Source organism: Enterobacter asburiae (assembly GCF_007035645.1).
Lineage (GTDB): Bacteria > Pseudomonadota > Gammaproteobacteria > Enterobacterales > Enterobacteriaceae > Enterobacter > Enterobacter asburiae_B.
Window position 1 is genome coordinate 1,494,788 of record NZ_AP019632.1, and the last position, 23,064, is coordinate 1,517,851.

The window sequence follows — 23,064 nt, forward strand, 5'->3', positions numbered from 1 at the left end:
CACTGCGCGCCATTGCATCATCGACATTCGAAGGCTCTATGCTAAGTAACGATATTCTTCGTAGCCTGCGCTACACCCTGAAAGCAAACAACAACGACATGGTGCGCATTCTTGCGCTGTCGGACATGGAATCCACGTCTGCCGGTTTCGATACCTGGATGACCAAAGAAGATGAAGAGGGCTTTGTTCGCTGCCCGGACATCATTCTGTCGGGTTTCCTGAATGGCCTGATTTACGACAAACGTGGCAAGGATCCGGCCGCGCCGGAGCTGGCGCTGGAGCGTCGCGTGAACAACAATACGGTGCTGAAAAAGCTGCGCATCGCGTTCTCGCTGAAAACGGACGATATCGTGGCGATCATGACGGAGCAAAAATACCGCGTATCCGTGCCGGAAGTGACCGCCATGATGCGCGCGCCGGATCATAAAAACTACCGCGAGTGCGGCGATCAGTTTCTGCGTAATTTCCTGCGCGGGCTGACCCACCGGGTGCATCACCCGAAGGCGTGATTTAGCCGGGTGGCGGCTTCGCCTTACCCGGTCTCCAAAACCCGTAGGGCCGTGCAAGCGTAGCGCCGCCGGACAAAAAAAAGCCGGAGATTATCTCCGGCTTTTTTGTTATTTCACCTGCTGGCCAGGCTTCGCGCCTTCATCAGGGCTTAACAGGAAGATATCTTTCCCGCCAGGGCCTGCGGCCATCACCATCCCTTCAGAGATGCCGAAGCGCATTTTGCGCGGCGCCAGGTTCGCCACCATCACGGTCTGACGACCGATCAGCACCTGCGGGTCCGGGTAGGCTGAACGGATGCCGGAGAAGACGTTACGCTTCTCGCCGCCCAGATCCAGCGTCAGGCGCAGCAGCTTGTCAGAACCTTCCACGAATTCCGCGTTTTCGATCAGCGCCACGCGCAGGTCGACTTTGGCGAAATCGTCAAAGGTAATGGTCTCCTGAATCGGATCGTCTGCCAGCGGGCCGGTCACCGGTGCCGCAGCCGCTTTAACCTCTTCTTTAGACGCTTCAACCAGGGCTTCAACCTGCTTCATCTCGATGCGGTTGTACAGCGCTTTGAAGGTGTTCACCTTGTGGCCGAGCAGCGGCTGCGCCATGGCATCCCAGGTCAGTTCGGTGTTCAGGAACGCTTCAGCGCGGGCTGCCAGCTGCGGCAGAACCGGCTTCAGGTACGTCATCAGCACGCGGAACAGGTTGATGCCCATGGAGCAGATGGCCTGCAGATCGGCATCACGACCTTCCTGTTTCGCGACAACCCACGGTGCCTGTTCGTCCACATAGCGGTTTGCCAGGTCGGCCAGGGCCATGATTTCGCGCACGGCTTTACCGAACTCGCGCGCTTCCCACGCGTCGCCAATGGTGGCTGCCGCGTCGGTAAAGATTTTGTACAGGGCAGGATCAGCCAGTTCAGCCGCCATCACGCCGTCAAAACGTTTGGCAATAAAGCCCGCGTTACGGGAGGCCAGGTTCACCACCTTGTTGACGATGTCCGCGTTCACGCGCTGCACGAAATCTTCCAGGTTCAGGTCGATATCGTCGATGCGGGAAGAGAGCTTCGCGGTGTAGTAGTAGCGCAGGCTGTCCGCGTCGAAGTGGTTCAGCCAGGTGCTGGCCTTAATGAACGTCCCGCGAGACTTGGACATCTTCGCGCCGTTCACCGTCACGTAGCCGTGTACGAAAAGGTTGGTTGGCTTGCGGAAGTTGCTGCCTTCCAGCATCGCCGGCCAGAACAGGCTGTGGAAATAAACGATGTCTTTACCGATAAAGTGATACAGCTCTGCCGTGGAATCTTTCTTCCAGTATTCGTCGAAGCTGACGGTGTCGCCACGCTTGTCGCACAGGTTCTTGAAGGAGCCCATGTAGCCGATTGGCGCGTCCAGCCAGACGTAGAAGTATTTGCCCGGCGCGTTCGGGATTTCAAAGCCGAAGTACGGCGCATCGCGGGAGATATCCCACTGCTGCAGGCCGGATTCGAACCACTCCTGCATTTTGTTCGCCACCTGCTCCTGCAGCGCGCCGCTGCGGGTCCACGCCTGCAGCATTTCGCTGAAGGACGGCAGGTCGAAGAAGAAGTGCTCGGAGTCACGCATCACAGGCGTGGCACCGGATACCACGGATTTCGGCTCGATAAGCTCGGTCGGGCTGTAGGTCGCGCCGCACACTTCGCAGTTATCGCCGTACTGGTCCGGGGATTTACATTTCGGACAGGTGCCTTTGACGAAACGGTCCGGCAGGAACATGCCTTTTTCCGGATCGTACAGCTGAGAGATAGTGCGGTTTTTGATAAAACCGTTCTCTTTCAGACGGGTGTAGATCAGCTCCGACAGCTCGCGGTTTTCGTCGCTGTGCGTGGAGTGATAGTTGTCATAGCTGATGTCAAAGCCAGCAAAATCAGTCTGATGCTCCTGACTCATTTCGGCAATCATCTGCTCCGGGGAGATCCCCAGCTGCTGCGCTTTCAGCATGATCGGCGTGCCGTGAGCATCGTCCGCACAGATGAAGTTAACCTCGTGGCCGCGCATTCGCTGGTAACGGACCCAGACATCAGCCTGGATATGCTCCAGCATGTGGCCGAGGTGGATTGAGCCGTTGGCGTACGGCAGTGCGCACGTTACCAGAATTTTCTTCGCGACTTGAGTCATAGTAGGCATTACTTCTTTTAACTGTGAAAAGGGTTTTTGATGTTACCCGAAAGGTAATAACTACGCCAAGTGATAAGGGCATTAATCCATAAATGAATAATTGTTACCTCTGGGGTAAACTTGGTAATTACACGTCTTTTTTCAGAACAACTACAAAGGAGTCGGGATGAGTTCTCAATCCCAGGCCAAATCACCGGAAGCCTTACGAGCAATGGTCGCCGGGACGCTGGCTAACTTTCAGCATCCAACCCTGAAGCACAATCTCACTACGCTGAAAGCGTTACACCACGTTGCCTGGCTGGACGATACCCTGCACATTGAGCTGCAGATGCCGTTCGTCTGGACCAGCGCCTTTGACGCGCTGAAAGAGCAGACCAGCTCTGAGCTGCTGCGTATTACCGGTGCGAAGGCGATCGACTGGAAGCTGAGCCACAGCATCGCCACGCTGAAGCGCGTGAAAAACCAGCCTGGCGTGAACGGCGTGAAAAATATCATTGCCGTCAGCTCGGGCAAGGGCGGGGTAGGGAAATCTTCTACCGCCGTTAACCTGGCGCTCGCGCTGGCAGCGGAAGGGGCAAAGGTCGGCATTCTGGATGCGGATATCTACGGTCCGTCTATTCCTAACATGCTGGGCGCGGAAAACCAGCGCCCCACCTCGCCGGACGGGACCCACATGGCGCCAATTATGGCGCACGGTCTGGCGACCAACTCCATCGGTTACCTGGTGACTGACGATAACGCCATGGTCTGGCGCGGCCCGATGGCCAGCAAAGCGCTGCTGCAGATGCTGCAGGAGACGATGTGGCCTGATCTGGATTATCTGGTGCTGGACATGCCGCCGGGCACCGGTGACATTCAGCTGACGCTGGCGCAGAACATTCCGGTCACGGGGGCGGTCGTCGTGACTACGCCGCAGGATATCGCGCTGATCGACGCCAAAAAAGGCATCGTGATGTTCGAGAAGGTGGAAGTGCCGGTGCTCGGTATCGTCGAGAACATGAGCGTGCACATCTGCAGCAACTGCGGTCACCACGAACCTATCTTCGGTACGGGTGGTGCAGAAAAACTGGCCGCGAAGTATCACACCCAGCTGCTGGGGCAGATGCCGCTGCACATTACCCTGCGTGAAGATCTGGACAGCGGAAAGCCCACGGTTGTCAGCCGTCCGGACAGCGAATTTGCGGAAATGTATCGCCAGCTGGCGGGACGCGTTGCGGCGCAGCTCTACTGGCAGGGCGAAATCATCCCGGGGGAAATCGCGTTCCGCGCGGTGTAATTCCTCAGCTCCTAATTGCCGGGTGGCGCTTCGCTTACCCGGCCTACAAATGGCACCATCACGTAGGTCGGGTAAGGCGAAGCCGCCACCCGACTTTAACTCAACCGATAGTGCATCAAATAATACTCTCCGTCCGGAGAATTACCCGTCGCCTCTATGTGCCAGCCGTGTCGCTGGTAAAACGCAATAGCCCGCGCATTCTTCACCAGGCACTTAAGTGAACCCGTACTGGTAAACGTCTTCTGTACGTGTTCAAGCAACTCATGCCCGACGCCCAGGCTCTGATACTGCGGATCGACAAACAGGTTGTGCAGGAAATTATCGTTCGTCCAGACGGAGGCAAAACCCAGGCGATGACCGTTCTGAACAGCAACCCAAATCACTTCGTCGCAGGTTGCCGCGTCAAAGTCTTCAAGCTGCCAGTCCGCGCTGTCCAGCCATGGCCAGGCTTCACGCCGGGCGTGGAGGTAGAGCGTGCGCAGGAAAGGGCGGTCGCTTTCCTGCCAGGGGCGAATCAGAATTGCGTTAGCGGTGATAGAAAATATCTCCATTGTAGGCTTTGTAGATCTTGCCATCAGCATCGCCGATCAGTACGTAGTTCTCACCCATGTAGGTCCAGTGGGTTCCGGCATCCGGAGCCGGCAGGTTACGCAGCTGGTACTGTTTGATGGTGTACTCCGGCGTTTGATACTGCGCCGGCGCCGTGTCGCCAATCTTGAATTTCGTAAAGTCAGCGATGAACTCTTGTTCTTCATAGGCCTTGATGCCCGATGGCGCAGCGGCCGTTTGCGGGGCTGCGAATGCAGATCCCGCCAGAGACAGTAATACACCCAGAAGCAGCAATTTACGCTTAGCCATTTTTTCTCCAGTGATATCGTTACAGATACTTTTCGTCTGCAGGTCGTGCAAAGCGGAGCAGACAGTCCATTTTAAGTATCAACGCAGGGTATGTTTGAGAAAAAATGTAACAAAAGTGGACGGTTTTGTGTAGTCAAACTGGATGATGTTCATCATTGTGGTGAATAATGCCTGTGCTTTATATTTTTAATATTTATTATTTCGATACTCGAACCTGAAAATAACTTTTTACGTCAAAATTGGACTGTAATACGAATGCTTTCCCACTGAAGGACATTTAATATTGCCTTCGGGCGAAGCGCACTTACTACCTTTTTTACAAGATCAATCGTTTTTTTTAGAGGCCAGTTGGCTTGCGCTTTATCATGCCGAAATTACATGCCGAAGTTGAATAAATAATTAAATTTCATGAACTTATGTTGAGTTCATTTGCAAGCTTTACGATAAGCGCAACGTTAAAAAGAAATAGTTATATAAATGAAAAGTACAACTGCATTTTCGCTGTTATTTCTCACCATTAGTCAGTTAACGGGATGTGTATTTTCCCCCGGACAGAACTTGAGCGTGTACGGGAAAAAAGTCAATACGGCGGAAGATGTTAATTATCAGCTTGATAAGCACGTGGAAATTTTTCCACTAACGCCGGGGTTGATTGAAAAGCTGCGTCCAACCGTATCGAAATCTCAGGCAAATCCTAATCTGGATGAGCAGATCAAAAACTGGGAATACCGTATTGGCACAGGCGACATCCTGACGGTCACCGTCTGGGATCACCCTGAATTAACAACGCCCGCGGGACAATATCGTAGTGCGAGCGATGCCGGCAACTGGGTCAACGCCGATGGTACGCTCTTTTATCCCTACGTCGGTAAGTTGCGGGTGGCGGGAAAAACGGTTTCACAGGTACGTGAAGAGATTACATCTCGACTGGATAAAGTCATTGAGAGCCCGCAGGTGGACGTCAGCGTTGCCGCCTTCCGTTCCCAAAAAGCCTATGTCACCGGAGAGGTCGAAAAATCAGGCCAGCAACCCATAACCAATATTCCGCTGACGGTGATGGATGCGGTTAACGCCGCTGGCGGTCTTTCTGCGGATGCCGACTGGCGTAACGTCGTGCTGACGCATGATGGCAAGGACTCCCGCCTTTCGCTCTATGCACTGATGCAGCATGGCGATTTGATGCAAAATAAGCTGCTTTATTCAGGCGATATCCTGTTTATTCCCCGAAACGACGCGCTGAAAGTGTTCGTGATGGGCGAGGTGGTTAAACAGAGCACGCTTAAGATGGATCGTAGCGGCATGACGCTGGCCGAAGCCCTGGGCAATGCCGGTGGGCTTAACCAAAATATGGCTGATGCAACCGGCATTTTTGTTATCAGGCAGGTAACGGAAAAAGGCGACACGGGCAAAATTGCCAACATCTATCAACTCAATGCGGAAGATGCCTCAGCCATGGTGCTGGGTACGGAATTCCAGCTGGAACCGTATGACATTGTCTACGTCACCACGGCACCGTTATCACGCTGGAATCGCGTGATCTCCCAGCTGGTGCCTACCATCAGCGGCGTCCATGACCTGACCGAAACCGTTCGTTACATCAGATCGTGGCCGCAGTAATGTTCCAGTCAATCTTAGTGGTCTGCACCGGCAATATTTGCCGTTCACCGATTGGTGAGCGGCTGTTGCGACAGCAATTACCCGGCAAGCAGGTGAACTCGGCAGGTATTTTGGGGCTTGAGGGGCATCCGGCGGATGCGGCTGCGCAGGCTGTGGCCCGGCGTCATGGCGTTTCGCTGGAGGGGCATATTGCCCGCAAGGTGACGCGTAACCTGTTGCAACAAGCCGATTTGATCCTGGTGATGGGGCCGGAACACCTCCGTTTCATTGCCACAATGGCCCCGGAGAACCGGGGAAAATCGCTGCTCTTTGGACAATGGCTGGACATCAGGGACATTCCCGACCCTTACAACAAAAGTCGTGAAGCCTATGAATATGTTTTCGAGCAATTGGGAAAAGCCAGTCAGGAATGGGCTCGTCGTTTGAGTCAATAAGGAATGATGCCGTTATGTCGTCTTCTAAATCAGAGAAATATAAGGCTGCGACACCGCAGAATAATGAGATCGATCTTCTTCAGTTGCTTGCTGAGATGTTTGATCACCGGGTGACGATCGCGTGTGTCACGCTCCTGCTCACGGTATGTGCGGGGATATATGCGTTCAGCGCCACGCCAGTTTATCAGGCTGATGCCCTGATACAGGTTGAAGCGAAGCAGAATAACTCACTGCTCAAGAACCTGACTCCGTTCGGGCCCGATCTCTCACCTGACGTCGCGCCGGAACTTTTACTCCTTAAATCACGGATGATCCTGGGGGAGACCGTCGATCAGTTAGGGTTGACGTACAACGTCAGGCGGCGTCTGTTCCCGGTCATCGGGTCTTTATGGGAACACGTGCGGGGACGTAAATCCGATAAAATAACGATTGGCACGCTGACTATTCCTCTTCTGGAAGGTAAGCCACAAACGCTTTTACTCACCGTACAGGAGCAAGGGCGGTATCGTCTTGAGGGAAAAATGCTTGTAGCAGACGGCGTTGTGGGAAAAACGCTTGTTAAAGACGGCATATCGATTCTGGTGACATCGCTCAGCGCGGAACCTGGCACCCAGTTTACCCTCGAAACCGTCACAAGGCTTGACGCGATCAACGCTATTCAGAAGAGACTTACGGTTGTGGAGTCGGCTAAACAGAGCGGTATGATCGCATTAACGTTAACGGGTGAAGACTCCGGCAAGATCGCCATGGTGCTTAATACCATTGCTGAAAATTTTCTCAGTCAGAATATTGCGCGCCAGGAAGCGAAAGATTCCCGCAGCCTCACGTTCTTACAGGATCAATTACCTAAGATCAGCCGGGAACTGGATGAAGCCGAAGCGCGACTGAATGCCTACAGAGAGCAACGCGATTCTGTCGACTTATCTCTGGAGGCGAAGTCAGTCCTCGATCAGGTAGTTAACGTGGAAAACCAGCTTAACGAGCTGACGTTCCGCGAAGCAGAGGTTTCCCAGCTTTTCAAAAAGGACCATCCCACCTACCGTGCTTTGCGGGAGAAGAAACAAACACTTGAGCGAGAGCGCGCGCGCCTGAATAACCGCGTCTCATCCATGCCTTCCACGCAGCAGGAAATCTTACGCCTGAGTCGTGACGTTGAATCCGGGCGTACCATATACCTGCAGTTACTGACGCGTCAGCAAGAGTTGAGTATCTCGCGCTCCAGCGCTATCGGGAACGTGCGGATCATTGACCCGGCCGTGACGCAGCCAGATCCAATCAAACCGCGCAAAGCGTTCATTATTGTACTGGGTATGCTGATGGGGTTGATGCTCTCTGCCGGCATGGTTTTAATGCGCTCAGCCTTTAATCGGGGCATTACCTCGTCTGAACAACTGGAAGTGCAGGGGATACCGCTTCTGGCGACGCTTCCGCGCTCGGTATGGCTCTGGAAAAAAACGCACCTGCGCAGGAAAACCCTGTTTGCTTCCCGATGGAAGCACAGGACGTCGAATGTTCCTTTTTTGCCCGTTGACCGCCCGGCAGATATGTTTGTCGAGGCGGTGCGCGGCCTGCGCACCAGTCTGCATTTTACCATGATGGATGCCACAAACCGGATCGTCGTGGTGTCTGGCCCCACGCAGGACTGCGGAAAGACCCTGGTCAGTACTTCACTGGCGTCGATTGCCGCTCAGGCCGGACAGCGAGTGCTGTTTATTGATGCGGATATGCGCAAGGGATATGTCCACAATGTTTTCAAACTGCGCAATCATCGGGGATTATCCTGCGTGCTCGGAGGAACCGTTGAGTGGCAGGAAGCAATTCAACGCGTTGAGAAAGGCGGTTTTGATGTATTGACCTGCGGACCCCAACCTTCACATCCCGTTGAGCTGCTCATGAGTGAACGCTTCCAGGCCGTAATGTCGCAGATAGACAAACTGTATGACATCGTGATTGTCGACACTCCACCCGTGCTTGCCGTAACGGATGCCTTGCTGATAGCCAGAGCAGCGGCTACCACGCTTCTGGTCGCCCGCTTTGGTAAAACCAGCGTCAAGGAGATCGAGAACTGCCTGAAACGTCTGCAGCAGATGGGTGTGCAGGTGAATGGCGCGATCCTCAATGATATCGTGAAATCGGCTGCGCTCTATTACAACTCGGGATATAGCCATTACGACTACGGTTATACCCAGGAATAAACCTGACGCGACATTTCTTTACAGCGTGATGGCGTATTGCCCGTTAAGATGACCTTCGTTAAAACATGAGGTCACAATGGATAACCGCAAAAACAGTCGACTGCGCCGCTGGGTGCGGGAAGGGATCATATTCGTTCTGCTGACGCTGGCCGTAGTGTGGGGTGTTGATCGGTACCGAAAACCGACACTCCCCGCCAGTTTTAGTGCAACACCGATGCAGAGCATCGACGGCAATATTCACGATATCGCGGCGCTGAGCCAGGAACGCCCGCTGCTGATTTACGTCTGGGCCACCTGGTGCAGTATATGCCGTTACACGACGCCTTCGGTCAATAAACTGGCGAAAGAGGGGGGCAACGTCGTAAGCATTGCCATGCGTTCCGGCGATAACGCAAAGCTTGCGCGCTGGGTTGAAAAGAAACAGCTGAAAATGCCGGTGATTAACGATGAAAACGGTGCGTTGTCGCAGCAGTGGCAGGTGAGCGTCACGCCGACGCTGGTCATTGTGTCGAAGGGTCATGTGGTCAGTACCACGACGGGCTGGACGAGTTACTGGGGATTAAAATTAAGGATGTGGTGGGTAGGCGTATAAAAATAACCCCTCTCCCGGCGGAAGAGGGGTGCTGTATTACTTAGCCAGAACTTCCTGCGCGGTGCGCTCCACCAGAGACAGCAGGATTTTAATATCTTCCAGCGTCACGGTTGGGTTCAGCAGCGTCAGCTTCAGGCAGGTGACGCCGTTGTGCTCGGTCACACCAACGTTCGCACGGCCGGATTCCAGCAGCGCATCACCAATTTTCTGGTTCAGCAGGGCGATGCCCGCGTCATCCATCTGAACCTGTCCGCGGAAGCGGAACAGAACGCTTGCCAGCTGTGGCTGCATAACCAGTTCCAGAGCAGGCTGCTCTTTCACGTAGGCCGCAACCTGCTGCGCCAGGGTCACGCCGTGATCGATGATCGCCGCGTATTGCTCCTGCCCCAGCGCTTCCAGGCTCATCCACAGCTTCAGCGCGTCAAAACGACGGGTGGTCTGCAGAGATTTTGACACCAGGTTAGGCACGCCGGCTTCTTCGTCGAACTCGGAGTTCAGGTAGGCCGCCTGATAGCGCATCAGCTCATAGTGACGCGCTTCTTTCAGCAGGAACGCGCCGCAGCTGATGGTCTGGAAGAACTGCTTGTGGAAGTCCAGAGTGACGGAATCCACCAGCTCGATGCCGTCCAGGTAGTGACGATACTGCTCAGACATCAGCAGCGCGCCGCCCCAGGCCGCATCAACGTGTACCCAGATGTTCTGCTTCGCGGCCAACTCTGCAATCGCACGCAGCGGGTCGATAGCACCGGCATCGGTGGTACCTGCCGTTGCGACGATCGCCAGAATCTGCTCGCCGTTCGCGTTGCACTGTTCGATTTTCGCCGCCAGATCGGTCAGATCCATGCGGGAGAATTCGTCCGTTTTCACCTGCACGACGGACTGGTAGCCCAGACCCATCAGCGCCATGTTTTTCTGCACGGAGAAGTGTGCGTTTTCAGAGCACAGTACGCGAATTTTGCGCAGATCGCCGACCAGGCCGTCCTGCTGAACGGAGTGACCCTGACGCGCGAAGAACGCATCGCGAGCCAGCATCAGGCCCATCAGGTTGCTCTGGGTGCCGCCGCTGGTGAAGACACCTGCGTCGCCGGCCTGATAACCCACGCGGGTACGCAGCCACTCGATCAGCTTGATCTCGATAATGGTTGCGGACGGGCTTTGATCCCAGGAGTCCATACTCTGGTTAGTGGCGTTGATCAGCACTTCCGCCGCCTGGCTTACGACCAGGCTTGGGCAGTGCAGGTGCGCCACACACTGCGGGTGATGAACGGACAAGCTGTCTTTCAGGAAGAACTCCACGGCGCGTTCAATCGCCGCTTCGTTGCCCAGCCCTTTCGGGTTGAAATCCAGCTTAATACGGTCGCGCAGCTCTGCGACCGTTTTGCCCTGGTACATCTCAGGCTGTTTCAGCCACTGCATCACAGCCTGAGTGCTTTGTTCGATCGCCTGCTGGTAAGCTTCAATGCTCTGCGCAGAGGAGAACAAAATTGGGTTTGAATCAGACATCGTAATCAATAACTCCGGTTACGCCGGGCGAACGCCCGCAGCAAGCAGTGCCTGCTCAAATTTATCCAGGAAGATTTTCAGCTCTTCGTCGCTGATCAGCAGAGACGGCAGCAGACGCAGAACGATACCGTTACGGCCGCCGCGCTCCAGAATCAGACCGGCTTCGAAGCACTTCTTCTGAATCAGTGCAGACAGCTCGCCGTCGCCCGGGAAGCAGCCCATGTGGTCAGCGGCTTCGTGTGGCTTAACGATCTCAATACCGATCATCATGCCCAGACCGCGCACGTGGCCGATAACAGGATAGCGTTTCGCCATCTCTTTCAGCTGGCCTTTCAGCCATTCGCCCTGAGCGGCAACTTTGCCCGCGATGTTCTGATCTTTCAGGATTTTCAGCGTGGTCAGGCCGGTCGCCATCGCCAGCTGGTTGCCGCGGAAGGTACCGGTGTGGTGACCTGGTGCCCATGCGTCAAACTGCTTTTTAATACCGAGAACGGCCAGCGGCAGACCGCCACCTACGGCTTTAGACATCACGATGATGTCTGGCTCAATGCCTGCGTGTTCGAAGGCGAAGAATTTACCGGTACGGGCAAAGCCAGCCTGAACTTCGTCGAGGATCAGCAGAATGCCGTGTTCCTGAGTCACTTTACGGATGCGCTGCAGCCACTCAGCCGGAGCCGGGTTCACGCCGCCTTCGCCCTGAACGGCTTCCAGAATCACCGCAGCAGGTTTACGCACGCCGCTTTCAACGTCGTTGATCAGGTTATCGAAGTAGTACGTCAGCGCTTTCACGCCCGCTTCACCACCGATACCCAGCGGGCAACGGTACTCGTGCGGGTAAGGCATGAACTGCACTTCTGGCATCATACCGTCAACCGCTTCTTTCGGAGACAGGTTGCCGGTCACGGACAGCGCGCCGTGGGTCATACCGTGGTAACCACCAGAGAAGCTGATGATACCGCTACGACCGGTCACTTTTTTCGCCAGCTTCAGCGCCGCTTCAACGGCGTCAGCACCGGATGGCCCGGTGAACTGCAGGCAGTACTCTTTGCCCTGACCAGGCAGCAGAGAGAGCAGGTATTCAGAAAACGCGTCTTTAAGAGGCGTAGTCAGATCCAGGGTATGTAACGGCAAGCCGCTGGTAATGACATTTTGGATGCTTTTCAGCACATCAGGATGGTTATGGCCAAGCGCAAGGGTCCCCGCGCCTGCTAAACAGTCAAGGTATTCTTTATTATCTGCATCGGTGATCCACACGCCTTCTGCTTTAGTGATGGCTAAAGGCAGTTTGCGCGGATAACTCCTGACGTTAGATTCAAACTCGGCCTGACGGGCCAGATAGGTTTCGTTGCTTTTGTGGGCATCTACGGTGTCAATACGGACTTTATCCGTCATCATATCACTCCTACAACCGCCGCTTCGTTATGAGCCACGATTGAATAAAAAGTTAAAAAACAGATGGGGGCCTGAAAAAAACGCCGCCAATATAGAGCCTTTTGCCACGGGGCTCAATGGTTAATTTGTTTACTGTTTTGTGACATGGCGCTCAGGGGAGGGGATATCCCCTTTTTAAGAAAGAAAATTGCACTTTATGGTAAAGAAAAACAGAATGTTACGTGTGTTCTGCCCTGACTGTAAATTCATAAAAAAGAGTGTGACAAATCGTGCCATTCGCTGACCGAAAAGGAGGCAGACTGCCTCCTTGTTCGCTTTATTTCTGCGACACCTGCAAAATGCCGTGGTTACGCCCCGTCGTCTTATTCCAGGACGCCGCCGTAATGCCGTTCTCATCAATGCTTAGCGATATAACAAAACCATTACCGTGGATCTCATAGAAATGAGCATTCAGACGTTTCACGGTGGCCTTTTTGCCGTTAATAGTGGCGTTAAAAAAGCCATTTGAAATCGTGGCGTTAACCGCATCCGATGTAAAAGTGGCTTCACGCAAAGGGTCGTGGCCCGCAGCTGTTGCGTGCTGCGCCGCATTTTGGGCTTTTGTTTTATGGATATCACAAGAGCCGTCATTCGCGTTCATCTCAGTACATCCTGAACGTTCTAATTGAGCACGATAGTGCGCGTTAATCGCATGAGCCGGTGTTGTCGCTACCGTCAACATCAGTGCAATCCATATTAATTGAGTTTTCATGGCTAAACTTTTGTTCACTTTATAAAACGCACAGATAATAAGATACGTACATCATGCCGATCCAAATACCGACGCCAATGAGCATCAGATACAGGGTCGCTGAAATAATGATATGTCTGAGCATGTTTTTTCTGTCATCGCTATTCTTGCCGGAGGCAAGGGGGTTATTAACGTAATGGCGCCGGTTAATAATGCTTAAGTTCTATATCGTTAAAAGCCCATTCCGACGCCAACTGACGCTCCCATATTATTGGCGGTATCATCAGAGAAGCTCACTTTCGCGATCACATGTGAACTAAAGTTAACGGATGCCCCAACGGCTAGGGCGCTTTCACTATTGTATGTGGCTCCGCCAGCAGAGAACATAACATGCTGATTCGTTTGTACCTGCGGTAATCCAGCCATCGCCATGGCACCTGAAATACCGGCATTAGCTTGCTTCTTATTATTATCTACTTCATCGTGCAGTGATTTAAATTGCTGGTTGGTATTGTTATTCATTGCCTGTAACGTCTGTTTCGTTGCCAGCAGATCCTGTGCGGTGGCGGTAACTGCCTGGGTATTATTAGCCACTTTAGTTTGTGTTGCTGCGTCTACCTGCATGTGCGTCACGGTGGTCGTCACGCCATCTTTGCCATCTACGCCGTTAGTGGGTTTAGGGGCATTTTCCAGGCTGTCAAGACGGTTATCTTGCACTTTGTTAACGTTTTCCATATTGATAATTTCTGTGCCGTTCGTCATAACGCCCTGTAAAGCCGCATCGCTTTTTTGATTGGCGGTATCTGCAAGCGCACCAGCAAGCAAGGCTTTTTGGTAAGCGTCATTTGTGGCTTGCTCAATAACCAAAACACCTAATTTAGTGGATTGAAGGTCGCTATCCACCTGCGTTAAGCGATTTTCAGTTGAGAGATCGCGAGCAATGCTATCGACCCTGTTTTGCGTAATTTGGTCTTGATGGTCATTCACAATATCTGTGATTGATGCGTCATCCCAAACGGCAGCAGCAGCGTTGGTAATATTCATGGCGCTACCGGCGACCACCCCAAATATAAAAACAGAAATAACAGATTTATTGAAAATTTTCATTCGAAGGACTCACATCATTAACGTATTAAAAAACAAAATTAATCAGAACAGTTTTGGCTTTAGTAGCATGTGGATATCTGTATTTCCGTATGTCAAAACAGAATATTCAATGCCCGGACCTTTTTTAGTGGCGTGAATAAACTATCGATTAAACCCAAATTGATGATTTTGATCTAAATCATAAATGATATGAATAAATGAAAGGGCAGGGTGCTGTATCGAGGAGGTTTATTTAATGTATACATTAACTTATGGATTGTGCGATAAATCAAGGGAAGCGTTAAGCTATTGATGAAAGTACAAATGTTTAATAGAGTTAAATAAATTAATACTGTCTTATTCTTTCATGCGAAAGAAGTTTATCTATCTTATAAAAGCGGAATGAGCACGTAATAAAAAATAAAAATAATAGTCTCAGCAAAAGTACGTAATAAAGTTTTTCAATAACGTATTAACAATTACTGAACCAGAATTAACTAAAGCGTAATAAATGTTGGCAAATGACGGGAAAGAGCGCCTGGAGATTTCCGCTGTGACAACGGCGTGATAAATCGAAACTCCTTGCGCCTGGCCTGGGGCCGCGGTTACACTACATAACGTTAATGAGTTTCATAACTCAATGTTTTAAAAGTATTTTGACTCGGGGTGCCCTTCCTTGTGAAGGCTGAGAAATACCCGTATTACCTGATCTGGATAATGCCAGCGTAGGGAAGTCAGATGCCTTCCCGGTCATCGCTTCTTCACGCAAGGCAGGAGCGAACCCATGCAGCCTGACCTGCTTGATTTACACGTTTTACACCACTTCCGAACCCATTCTCCGCTGACCCACTGTATGACCAACGATGTCGTACAGACCTTTACGGCCAACGTTTTGCTGGCGCTTGGCGCATCACCCGCGATGGTGATTGAGGCCGAAGAGGCTGAACAGTTTGCTGGGATCGCCGATGCGCTCCTGATTAACGTTGGTACGCTGACCTCGCCGCGCGCCCAGTCGATGCGTCGGGCAATAGAAAGCGCGGTGGCGGCAGGCAAGCCCTGGACGCTGGACCCGGTTGCTGCGGGTGCCCTGACGTTCCGCACCCGTTTTTGCCATCAAATCCTTGCTCTGAAACCGGCCGCCATTCGCGGCAATGCCTCCGAGATTCTGGCCCTTGCCGGAATGAGCGCGGGCGGACGCGGTGTCGATACAACCGATACCGCAGCCAGCGCGGTGCCTGCCGCGCAGGCTTTGGCGCGTCAGACGAATGCAATTGTCGTGGTCACGGGAGAAGTGGATTACATCACCGACGGGCAACGCACCCGCACGGTAACTGGCGGCGATCCGTTGATGACGCGCGTAGTGGGAACCGGATGCGCGCTTTCTGCCGTTGTGGCGGCGAGCTGCTCGCTGCCCGGCGACCGGATGGATAACGTCGCTGCCGCCTGCGGATGGATGAAGCGGGCCGGAACGGTGGCCGTTGCGCAGTCACGTGGGCCAGGCAGTTTTGCCAGCGCGTTCCTGGATGCGCTCTATACGCTGGAGGAGCAGGCATGAAGCGGATTAACGCCCTGACCATTGCCGGCACCGATCCCAGCGGCGGCGCGGGTATCCAGGCCGATCTCAAAACCTTCTCGGCCCTTGGCGCGTACGGCTGCTCGGTCATTACCGCGCTGGTGGCGCAAAACACGCGCGGCGTTCAGTCGGTCTATCGTATCGAGCCGGATTTTGTTGCCGCGCAGCTGGATTCAGTGTTCAGCGATGTGCGCATCGATACCACCAAGATCGGCATGCTGGCGGAGACGGATATTGTGGAGGCGGTGGCCGAGCGGCTTAAACGCTATCAGGTGCAAAACGTGGTGCTGGATACCGTCATGCTGGCAAAAAGCGGCGACCCGCTGCTCTCCGCCTCCGCCGTCGAGACGCTGCGCAATAAGCTGTTGCCGCAGGTGGCGCTGATCACGCCCAATCTGCCGGAAGCCGCCGCGCTGCTGGGCACATCGCATGCGCAAACTGAACGCGAGATGAAAGCGCAGGGAAACGCGCTGCTGGCGATGGGCTGCGACGCGGTTCTGATGAAGGGCGGTCATCTGGATGATGCTGAAAGCCCGGACTGGCTCTTTACCCGCGACGGCGAAGTACGTTTTACCGCGCCGCGCGTGCAGACCAAAAACACCCACGGCACGGGCTGCACGCTCTCCGCCGCGCTGGCGGCGCTGCGCCCGCGGCATGACGGCTGGGCCGATACGGTGCGCGAAGCGAAAACCTGGCTCTCGGCGGCGCTGGCAAAAGCCGATACTCTGGAAGTGGGTCACGGTATTGGGCCGGTTCATCATTTTCATGCATGGTGGTAACCCAGTATACTGGCTGGAAACACCACGCCTGAGAAAACAGAGATGGAACAAGCGCATACCCGGTTAATCGCTCAACTGAATGAACGGATCGCCGCGCCTGACAACACGCCGCTGTACCTGAAATTTGCCGAAACGGTAAAAAACGCGGTGCGCAGCGGGGTGCTGGAGCACGGGAATATTTTGCCCGGCGAGCGCGATCTGAGCCAGTTAACCGGGGTGTCGCGCATCACCGTGCGAAAGGCGATGCAGGCGCTGGAGGAAGAGGGCGTGGTCACTCGCTCCCGTGGCTATGGCACGCAAATCAACAATATCTTTGAATATTCGCTGAAAGAGGCGCGCGGTTTTTCCCAGCAGGTAGTGCTGCGCGGCCAAAAGCCTAATACGCTGTGGGTCAACAAGCGGGTGGTGAAGTGTCCGGAAGAGGTCGCAAACCATCTGTCGATCCCGCCGGACAGCGAGGTCTTTTTGCTCAAGCGCATTCGCTATGTGGATGACGATGCGGTGTCGATTGAAGAGTCCTGGGTGCCGGTTGGCCTCATTCCCGATCCCGATGCGATTGGCATTTCGCTGTACGATTACTTCCGCAGTCAGAATATTTTCCCGCAGCGCACCCGTTCACGGGTTAGCGCCCGCATGCCGGACAGCGAGTTTCAGGCGCACATTAAGATGGACGAAAAAATACCGGTGCTGGTGATCAAGCAGGTCGCGCTTGACCAACAGCACCGGCCGATTGAGTACAGCATCAGCTACTGTCGCAGCGATCTATACGTCTTTGTGTGCGAGGAGTAGCGCCTCGCGAGTCGGGGCGCAGTCCCCGCCGCGGTGGCTGACCACCCAGGACGCCACGGCATTCCCCAGCAGAACGGCGTCTGCCAGTGACCATCCCGCCGCCAGCCCGGCAAGCGTGCCGCCCGCGTGGCTGTCGCCAGCGCCAATGGTGTCCACAACCGTCGCCGGGAACGCAGGAACAACGCCCGCATCGTCGCCGTCATACCACGCGGCACCGTCTTTATCATGACGCACAATCAGCGCGGCGCCGAAGCGCTGCTGCCACTCCGCACCCAGGTTGTCAGCCGCTACGCCCAGTCGTTCGGCTGCGATCTCTGCTTCCTGACGATTAAGCGACACGATCGGCCTGCAGGCCATAATCCGCGCCATCAGCGCGTCGGGAATATCCGCGATGCGGGGGCCGAAATCGATAAAGGCCGTCACGTCCTGTAATCCCTCCAGCCAGCGTGTCAGCAGCTCGCCGCACGGTGAGGCCAGCTGATAGCCGGATAAATAGACCAGGCTGTTCGACGGGATGTTAAGCACATCAAGCCAGCTCTGCTGCCACTGGTTCTCCACGCCGCTAAAGGACATGAAGGTGCGCTCTCCGTCTGGCTCCACCAGCGCCAGGCACCAGCCGTTATCGCCGGTTTCGGCCGCAATGGCGCTGTGCAGATCCTGCTTCGCCATGGCGTTGCGGATAATATCCGCCCAGACGCCGTGGCCGACGGGCAGGGCATTTTGCGACGCAATGCCGAGCCGTTTCAGGGCGATGGCAATGTTCAGCGCGCAGCCGCCAATATTCACGCCCTGCTGTTTGAGTTCGATATCGCACCCGCGCCAGGGCAGGGCGTAGGCGTCGGCGATGACGTCAATCACCGCCGCGCCCAGCACCGTCACCGGGCGCGTGGCGTGCAGGGTGTCGAGACGTTGGGCAAATGAATTCATACGCCCTCCCTTTGCTCCCGGTAGTGCAGCAGTTTCTCGCAATAGTGGCCGAAATCGAGCCGGTTTACGGCGTCGAGTTCGGCTTTGAGCGCCGGGTCAATCGCCTGCACGCCGTGGAGCGCGCCGCAGATGGCCGTCGCCATCGCGCCAATGGTGTCGGTATCGCCGCCCAGGTTGGCGCATAAAATGGCGCAGCGGTTTGGGTCGGTTCCCGCCAGTTCGACCATCGCAATGGCCGCCGGAACGGACTCAATGGTGCTGGTTCCGGCCCCCACGAGCTGGTAAACCTGCTCGCTGGCGGACTCAACCCCGTTGGCTTCCCGCACGGTCTTAAGCGCCAGCTCAATACGTGCCGCCAGCGATGCGCTGAAGGTGGTGGTTTTCGCCTCCTGCGCATAGCGGGCGATACCCGGCAGCGCATCGACGATGTTCTGCCAGCTTTCGCCGTCGATAGCGCGGGAAACCGCCCAGGAAATCACCACCGCGCCGGCAATGGCGAGGTCCGATTTATGGGTCGGGCTGGAGGCCAGTGCCACCTGCTCAACAAAGTGTTCCAGACGCGTGGCCGGGAGCAGGCAGCCCAGCGGGGAGGCGCGCATCGCCGCCCCATTGGTTACGCCGTTGTTGTCCAGTTGGCTAACCGGCTTGCCGTCGCGAATCGCGTTAAGCGCGATTTTGGAGGTCGGGCCGAGCACGTTCTTATTAAACGCGTCAAAATCGAGCGCCCAGCGCAGAATATGCTTGCCGATAACGTCCGCGTTAATCTCCCCGTCGCACTCGATGAGCGCGTCCGCCAGGCACAGCGCCATTGAGGTATCGTCGGTGAACTCTGCCTGTTTGAAATAGCAGGCCGCATTATTCTCTGCCGGGCCGGGTAAGAAGCGGTCGATCCAGCCGAAGTGCGCCTTGACGCGCTTTCTCGGCCACAGCTCCGACGGCATGCCCATCGCATCCCCTAACGCCTGCCCGTAAAGGGCACCGAGAACACGTTCTTGTTTCATTTAACTTCCCCTTGTGTCAGCGCGGCATCGCCATCAACCACCGCAATGGCGGCGATCTCTTTATCCGATTCGCGGAAAAACAGCATAAACAGCACGGCAATCACGGCAATCATGATTGCACCAAACGTCCACATTCCGGCCCAGTTGAAGGTCAGCCCATTCACCGGCTCTTTGTATGCGAACATTTTTTCCATCATCACGCCGCCCAGGCGGTAACCCAGCAGGCTACCAAAGCCCTGACAGCACAGCGTAATCAGGCCCTGCGCGGCGGTGCGCATGTGCACCGGCGCTTTTTTGTCCACGTAGATGTACGCGGTGACGTAATAGAAGTCGTAGCTCACGCCGTGCAGCAGAATGCCGAGGAACAGCAGGGCGTAGGTAAAGTACTGTTCCGCTCCGCCGTAAACAAAGAACCCGTAGCGGATGGCGGCGGTAATCAGGCCCAGCAGTAAGACCTTCTTAATACCAAAGCGTTTGGTAAAGAACGGCAGGGCGAGCATAAAGAAGATTTCGGAGAACTGGCCGAGCGTCATCCAGCCGGTGGCGTTTTTCATCCCCACTTCGGTGAGATAGCCGTTGGCGAAGATGTAATAGAAGGCCAGCGGCATGGCGAACAGGAACGAGCAGAAGAAGAATACCAGGAAGTTTCTGTCGCGCAGCAGGATTAACGCGTCCAGCCCGAGCATCACTTTGAAATCCAGCTTGCCGGTACTTTTCGGCGGCGTATTCGGCAGGAACAGGGCAAATACGCCGAGCAGGGCGGAGCTGGCTGCCGTCATCAGCAGCGGGATATTGGTATCGGAAATATCGCTGTAGCCCAGCATCTGCGGCAGGAATCCGCACGCCAGCCCGGAGGCGATCCAGCCGATGGTACCCATCACGCGGATGCGCGGGAAATCGGCCTCAACGTCGTCCACGTTGGCAAAGGCGATACTGTTGGTCAGCGCGATGGTCGGCATATAGGTCAGGGAGTAAACCAGCAGCAGCGGGAAGAAGGTGCTGAACTGGGTTTGCTGCGCGGCGAAGTACATCAGAATGGCTCCGGCGAACATCAGCACTGACAGCACTTTCTGCGCGGCGAAGAAGCGGTCCGTCAGCGAGCCGACCAGAATCGGGGAGAGGATCGCGGCAATAGCGGTACAGGCGTAAGACCAGCCGATTTCCCCGGCGGTAAAACCGCTTTTGCTCAGCCACAGCCACAGCGGCACAAACCACGCGCCCCAGATAAACCATTCAACAAACATCATGAATGACAGTTGGACTTTCGTTTTCATTTTTTAATCCTGCATGTCAGAGAGGGTACGCCTTTAACATACCACTCAATAATACCTTTTAAATACCTTTGTGGCGATTGTTTGATCAATGTAACAGTTTTGTTGTACACGAATCGAGCCAGCAGATTGTGCTGAAAAAAAAAGCAAAGAGTGGAAAATCTGTTAAGTCGGTACCAGGCTTAGTCTGCCCATAAAAGATGGGACTGGATAAACACACACCGACACGACGTCGGACTTACGGGAGTATCACATGACTGATATTGCGCAGTTGCTTGGCAAAGACGCCGACAGCCTTTTACAGCATCGTTGTATGACCATTCCAGCCGACCAGCTGTATCTGCCTGGTCACGACTACGTTGACCGCGTGATGATCGATAACAACCGTCCGCCTGCGGTCCTGCGAAATATGCAGACGCTTTACAACACCGGGCGGCTCGGCGGCACCGGGTATCTCTCTATTCTGCCGGTGGACCAGGGCGTAGAGCACTCTGCGGGCGCCTCTTTTGCGGCGAACCCGCTCTATTTCGATCCGAAGAACATTGTTGAGCTGGCGATTGAAGCGGGCTGTAACTGCGTGGCCTCTACCTACGGCGTGCTGGCCTCGGTTTCGCGCCGCTATGCCCACCGCATTCCGTTCCTTGTGAAGCTGAACCACAACGAAACCCTTAGCTATCCAACCGAATATGACCAGACCCTCTACGCCAGCGTCGAGCAGGCGTTTAACATGGGCGCGGTGGCGGTAGGGGCGACGATTTACTTCGGCTCTGAACAGTCCCGTCGTCAGATTGAAGAGATCTCCGCGGCGTTTGAGCGCGCGCACGAGCTGGGCATGGTCACCGTACTGTGGGCATATCTGCGCAACAACGCGTTCAAGAAAGACGGCGTGGATTACCACGTGTCGGCCGACCTGACCGGGCAGGCGAACCACCTGGCGGCAACCATCGGCGCGGATATCGTGAAGCAGAAAATGGCCGAGAATAACGGCGGCTACAAAGCGGTGAACTTTGGCTACACCGACGACCGCGTTTACAGCAAGCTGACCAGCGATAACCCGATCGACCTGGTGCGTTACCAGCTGGCGAACTGCTACATGGGCCGTGCGGGGCTGATCAACTCCGGCGGCGCGGCGGGCGGTGATACCGACCTGTCAGACGCGGTGCGTACGGCGGTGATCAACAAACGCGCGGGCGGTATGGGGCTGATCCTTGGCCGCAAGGCGTTTAAGAAATCGATGGCCGACGGCGTGAAGCTGATCAATGCGGTTCAGGACGTCTATCTGGACAGCAAAGTCACGATTGCCTGACGGCTCCATCTCCCTCTCCCCGGTGGGAGAGGGTTGGGTGAGGGCATCATTGCTCACCGTGTGATACATCAGCGCAAAAGCACGCAGTCCGGCGGTAGCCGGCACTGCAGCGCGCCGGGCAACACCTCAATGCGGAACTGCGTTCCGCTCAGCGGCTCTCCGTCGAGGTTAAAGGTCATCCCGTGCGGCGCATTCACTTCAAACCACGCCGATTTCCCGGCGATGATATTTGGACTCTCTTCCGGCTGCGTCAGCGTGGTAAACAGCGCGGGCAGCAGGCCGTCGCCCGTGAAAATACGCAGCTGGAGCTGACCGTCATTAATCAGCGCCTCCGGGCAGAGCTGCTGTCCGCCGCCCGCCTGACGCCCGTTGCCAATCCCAATCACCAGCGCATCACCCTGCCACTGAAAATCCTCGCCGCGAATTTCGCAGCGGTCAGGCTTGAGGGTGTCCATGCGCATCAGGCCGTGGATCAGGTACGACACGCCGCCCAGCGCCGCCTTCAGCTTTTCCGGCGTTTCGCTGGTGATGCGCGTGCCAAACCCGCCCGTCGCCATATTGATAAAGCAGGTTTTATCATTCACCTGCGCAATATCCACAGCGGTGGCCTTGCCGAGGATCGCCAGCTGGAGCGCTTTCTCCAGCTCTTCCGGGATCCCGGCGCTGGTGGCAAAATCATTGGCGGTGCCGAGCGGTAAAATACCCATCACCGGCCGGTTTGCCGGGGGCAGGTCGATAAGCGCTGACGCAATCTCATTGATGGTGCCATCGCCGCCGCCGGAAATGATGGTGCTGACGCCAAGCCCGAGGGCTTCATTGATATAGCGTGCCGCGTCGCCTTTTTCCCACGTCACCCTGACGTGAATGCGCGCGCCGTCATCGCGCAAACCCTGAATTGCCTGACGCAACAGATCGTTGCCCGCGCTTTTGCCATTGAGAATCAATAAACTGTCTGGATAGGTTGCCATCCGCGCTGCTCCCTTTTTTAGCGTTAGTAAGAGTGTATAGCAGAGAGGAAAAAAGCGGGTAAGAACAGGATGAAAGGAACAAAATATGCCCGAAAGCGCGTTACACTCCAGCGATG

21 protein-coding genes and 1 riboswitch are annotated in these 23,064 nt (G+C 55.1%); of the genes, 10 read left to right on the forward strand and 11 right to left on the reverse strand.

Features of this window, described 5'->3' with window-relative positions; all coding sequences use genetic code 11:
* The first annotated feature begins 38 nt into the window (after nt 1-38).
* On the forward strand, nt 39-509 hold the full coding sequence (locus FOY96_RS07105) for a YehS family protein (protein WP_023312442.1): 471 nt from the start codon (nt 39-41) through the stop codon (nt 507-509).
* Between the two features lie 108 nt (nt 510-617).
* Here FOY96_RS07105 and metG read toward each other — a convergent pair whose 3' ends face one another.
* Nucleotides 618-2,651, reverse strand: coding sequence for a methionine--tRNA ligase (gene metG / locus FOY96_RS07110; protein WP_143346743.1), 2,034 nt, complete (start codon nt 2,649-2,651; stop codon nt 618-620).
* A gap of 166 nt (nt 2,652-2,817) precedes the next feature.
* Here metG and apbC point away from each other — a divergent pair, with 166 nt between their 5' ends.
* On the forward strand, nt 2,818-3,927 hold the full coding sequence (gene apbC / locus FOY96_RS07115) for an iron-sulfur cluster carrier protein ApbC (protein WP_033146008.1): 1,110 nt from the start codon (nt 2,818-2,820) through the stop codon (nt 3,925-3,927).
* A 95-nt stretch (nt 3,928-4,022) separates the two neighbouring features.
* Here the strand turns inward: apbC and FOY96_RS07120 are convergent, their stop codons facing one another.
* Both FOY96_RS07120 and FOY96_RS07125 read right to left on the reverse strand, forming a co-directional pair.
* A complete protein-coding gene (locus tag FOY96_RS07120) occupies nt 4,023-4,502 on the reverse strand; it encodes a GNAT family N-acetyltransferase (protein WP_033146561.1) in 480 nt (159 codons plus the stop codon).
* Nucleotides 4,453-4,785, reverse strand: coding sequence for an RcnB family protein (locus tag FOY96_RS07125; RefSeq protein WP_023336316.1), 333 nt, complete (start codon nt 4,783-4,785; stop codon nt 4,453-4,455). The genes FOY96_RS07120 and FOY96_RS07125 overlap by 50 nt, the downstream gene beginning before the upstream one ends.
* Nucleotides 4,786-5,262: 477 nt before the next feature.
* On the opposite strand from FOY96_RS07125, the gene FOY96_RS07130 reads away from it, so the two are divergent.
* From FOY96_RS07130 to FOY96_RS07145, 4 genes are all read left to right on the forward strand, one after another.
* The gene (locus FOY96_RS07130; RefSeq protein WP_143346744.1) at nt 5,263-6,402 is read left to right on the forward strand and encodes a polysaccharide export protein; all 1,140 of its coding nucleotides are present in this window, start codon (nt 5,263-5,265) and stop codon (nt 6,400-6,402) included.
* Nucleotides 6,402-6,836, forward strand: a complete 435-nt coding sequence (locus FOY96_RS07135; protein ID WP_033146006.1) for an arsenate reductase/protein-tyrosine-phosphatase family protein — start codon at nt 6,402-6,404, stop codon at nt 6,834-6,836. The genes FOY96_RS07130 and FOY96_RS07135 overlap by 1 nt, the downstream gene beginning before the upstream one ends.
* A 14-nt stretch (nt 6,837-6,850) precedes the next feature.
* On the forward strand, nt 6,851-9,031 hold the full coding sequence (locus tag FOY96_RS07140; RefSeq protein ID WP_143346745.1) for a polysaccharide biosynthesis tyrosine autokinase: 2,181 nt from the start codon (nt 6,851-6,853) through the stop codon (nt 9,029-9,031).
* A 76-nt stretch (nt 9,032-9,107) separates the two neighbouring features.
* Complete coding sequence (locus FOY96_RS07145; RefSeq protein ID WP_143346746.1) at nt 9,108-9,623, forward strand: protein disulfide oxidoreductase; 516 nt, start codon at nt 9,108-9,110, stop codon at nt 9,621-9,623.
* Between the two features lie 36 nt (nt 9,624-9,659).
* Here FOY96_RS07145 and FOY96_RS07150 read toward each other — a convergent pair whose 3' ends face one another.
* The 4 genes from FOY96_RS07150 to FOY96_RS23090 all read right to left on the reverse strand — a co-directional run bounded on the left by FOY96_RS07150 (nt 9,660) and on the right by FOY96_RS23090 (nt 14,355).
* Complete coding sequence (locus FOY96_RS07150; protein ID WP_023312433.1) at nt 9,660-11,126, reverse strand: pyridoxal phosphate-dependent decarboxylase family protein; 1,467 nt, start codon at nt 11,124-11,126, stop codon at nt 9,660-9,662.
* An 18-nt stretch (nt 11,127-11,144) separates the two neighbouring features.
* Nucleotides 11,145-12,521, reverse strand: coding sequence for a diaminobutyrate--2-oxoglutarate transaminase (locus FOY96_RS07155; protein WP_014884533.1), 1,377 nt, complete (start codon nt 12,519-12,521; stop codon nt 11,145-11,147).
* A 313-nt stretch (nt 12,522-12,834) separates the two neighbouring features.
* Nucleotides 12,835-13,269, reverse strand: a complete 435-nt coding sequence (locus FOY96_RS07160; protein ID WP_143346747.1) for a hypothetical protein — start codon at nt 13,267-13,269, stop codon at nt 12,835-12,837.
* A gap of 210 nt (nt 13,270-13,479) precedes the next feature.
* Complete coding sequence (locus FOY96_RS23090) at nt 13,480-14,355, reverse strand: YadA C-terminal domain-containing protein (RefSeq protein ID WP_233462373.1); 876 nt, start codon at nt 14,353-14,355, stop codon at nt 13,480-13,482.
* Nucleotides 14,356-14,986: 631 nt separating this feature from the next.
* A riboswitch (TPP riboswitch) is annotated at nt 14,987-15,083 on the forward strand.
* Nucleotides 15,084-15,118: 35 nt separating this feature from the next.
* Between FOY96_RS23090 and thiM the strand changes: the two genes are divergently transcribed.
* The 3 genes from thiM to FOY96_RS07185 are packed head-to-tail and all read left to right on the forward strand — an operon-like array spanning nt 15,119 to nt 17,475.
* Complete coding sequence (gene thiM, locus FOY96_RS07175; protein WP_143346748.1) at nt 15,119-15,889, forward strand: hydroxyethylthiazole kinase; 771 nt, start codon at nt 15,119-15,121, stop codon at nt 15,887-15,889.
* Nucleotides 15,886-16,686 carry a bifunctional hydroxymethylpyrimidine kinase/phosphomethylpyrimidine kinase gene (thiD, locus tag FOY96_RS07180; protein ID WP_143346749.1) on the forward strand — a complete coding sequence of 267 codons (801 nt, stop codon included), beginning with the start codon at nt 15,886-15,888 and terminating at the stop codon, nt 16,684-16,686. The genes thiM and thiD overlap by 4 nt, the downstream gene beginning before the upstream one ends.
* Before the next feature lie 42 nt (nt 16,687-16,728).
* Nucleotides 16,729-17,475, forward strand: coding sequence for a GntR family transcriptional regulator (locus FOY96_RS07185; protein ID WP_023312428.1), 747 nt, complete (start codon nt 16,729-16,731; stop codon nt 17,473-17,475).
* On the opposite strand, the gene FOY96_RS07190 is transcribed toward FOY96_RS07185, so the two are convergent.
* Genes FOY96_RS07190 through FOY96_RS07200 form a run of 3 tightly spaced genes read right to left on the reverse strand, consistent with a single transcriptional unit; the run spans nt 17,449 to nt 20,677 of the window.
* Nucleotides 17,449-18,402 (reverse strand): PfkB family carbohydrate kinase, encoded by a 954-nt coding sequence (locus FOY96_RS07190; RefSeq protein ID WP_143346750.1) that lies wholly within the window; start codon nt 18,400-18,402, stop codon nt 17,449-17,451. The two genes, FOY96_RS07185 and FOY96_RS07190, sit on opposite strands and share 27 nt — an antisense overlap.
* Entirely contained in the window at nt 18,399-19,403 is a 1,005-nt protein-coding gene (locus FOY96_RS07195) for an ADP-ribosylglycohydrolase family protein (RefSeq protein ID WP_143346751.1), read from the reverse strand. The genes FOY96_RS07190 and FOY96_RS07195 overlap by 4 nt, the downstream gene beginning before the upstream one ends.
* On the reverse strand, nt 19,400-20,677 hold the full coding sequence (locus FOY96_RS07200; protein ID WP_033145997.1) for a nucleoside permease: 1,278 nt from the start codon (nt 20,675-20,677) through the stop codon (nt 19,400-19,402). Before FOY96_RS07200 ends, FOY96_RS07195 begins: the two co-directional genes overlap by 4 nt.
* Nucleotides 20,678-20,927: 250 nt before the next feature.
* On the opposite strand from FOY96_RS07200, the gene fbaB reads away from it, so the two are divergent.
* Nucleotides 20,928-21,980 (forward strand): class I fructose-bisphosphate aldolase, encoded by a 1,053-nt coding sequence (gene fbaB / locus FOY96_RS07205; RefSeq protein WP_023312424.1) that lies wholly within the window; start codon nt 20,928-20,930, stop codon nt 21,978-21,980.
* Between the two features lie 68 nt (nt 21,981-22,048).
* Here the strand turns inward: fbaB and yegS are convergent, their stop codons facing one another.
* Nucleotides 22,049-22,948 (reverse strand): lipid kinase YegS, encoded by a 900-nt coding sequence (yegS, locus tag FOY96_RS07210; RefSeq protein ID WP_033145995.1) that lies wholly within the window; start codon nt 22,946-22,948, stop codon nt 22,049-22,051.
* Between the last annotated feature and the right edge of the window lie 116 nt (nt 22,949-23,064).

Bases quoted from the DNA above. Each gene is read 5' to 3' on its own strand.
- FOY96_RS07130 (WP_143346744.1), top strand. From the start codon at position 5,263: ATGAAAAGTACAACTGCATTTTCGCTGTTATTTCTCACCATTAGTCAG.
- FOY96_RS07120 (WP_033146561.1), bottom strand. From the start codon at position 4,502: ATGGCAAGATCTACAAAGCCTACAATGGAGATATTTTCTATCACCGCT.
- thiM (WP_143346748.1), top strand. From the start codon at position 15,119: ATGCAGCCTGACCTGCTTGATTTACACGTTTTACACCACTTCCGAACC.
- FOY96_RS07185 (WP_023312428.1), top strand. From the start codon at position 16,729: ATGGAACAAGCGCATACCCGGTTAATCGCTCAACTGAATGAACGGATC.
- metG (WP_143346743.1), bottom strand. From the start codon at position 2,651: ATGACTCAAGTCGCGAAGAAAATTCTGGTAACGTGCGCACTGCCGTAC.
- FOY96_RS07150 (WP_023312433.1), bottom strand. From the start codon at position 11,126: ATGTCTGATTCAAACCCAATTTTGTTCTCCTCTGCGCAGAGCATTGAA.
- FOY96_RS07190 (WP_143346750.1), bottom strand. From the start codon at position 18,402: ATGAATTCATTTGCCCAACGTCTCGACACCCTGCACGCCACGCGCCCG.
- FOY96_RS07135 (WP_033146006.1), top strand. From the start codon at position 6,402: ATGTTCCAGTCAATCTTAGTGGTCTGCACCGGCAATATTTGCCGTTCA.
- FOY96_RS07200 (WP_033145997.1), bottom strand. From the start codon at position 20,677: ATGAAAACGAAAGTCCAACTGTCATTCATGATGTTTGTTGAATGGTTT.
- FOY96_RS07195 (WP_143346751.1), bottom strand. From the start codon at position 19,403: ATGAAACAAGAACGTGTTCTCGGTGCCCTTTACGGGCAGGCGTTAGGG.
- fbaB (WP_023312424.1), top strand. From the start codon at position 20,928: ATGACTGATATTGCGCAGTTGCTTGGCAAAGACGCCGACAGCCTTTTA.
- thiD (WP_143346749.1), top strand. From the start codon at position 15,886: ATGAAGCGGATTAACGCCCTGACCATTGCCGGCACCGATCCCAGCGGC.
- FOY96_RS07145 (WP_143346746.1), top strand. From the start codon at position 9,108: ATGGATAACCGCAAAAACAGTCGACTGCGCCGCTGGGTGCGGGAAGGG.
- FOY96_RS23090 (WP_233462373.1), bottom strand. From the start codon at position 14,355: ATGAAAATTTTCAATAAATCTGTTATTTCTGTTTTTATATTTGGGGTG.
- yegS (WP_033145995.1), bottom strand. From the start codon at position 22,948: ATGGCAACCTATCCAGACAGTTTATTGATTCTCAATGGCAAAAGCGCG.
- apbC (WP_033146008.1), top strand. From the start codon at position 2,818: ATGAGTTCTCAATCCCAGGCCAAATCACCGGAAGCCTTACGAGCAATG.
- FOY96_RS07160 (WP_143346747.1), bottom strand. From the start codon at position 13,269: ATGAAAACTCAATTAATATGGATTGCACTGATGTTGACGGTAGCGACA.
- FOY96_RS07155 (WP_014884533.1), bottom strand. From the start codon at position 12,521: ATGATGACGGATAAAGTCCGTATTGACACCGTAGATGCCCACAAAAGC.
- FOY96_RS07125 (WP_023336316.1), bottom strand. From the start codon at position 4,785: ATGGCTAAGCGTAAATTGCTGCTTCTGGGTGTATTACTGTCTCTGGCG.
- FOY96_RS07140 (WP_143346745.1), top strand. From the start codon at position 6,851: ATGTCGTCTTCTAAATCAGAGAAATATAAGGCTGCGACACCGCAGAAT.
- FOY96_RS07105 (WP_023312442.1), top strand. From the start codon at position 39: ATGCTAAGTAACGATATTCTTCGTAGCCTGCGCTACACCCTGAAAGCA.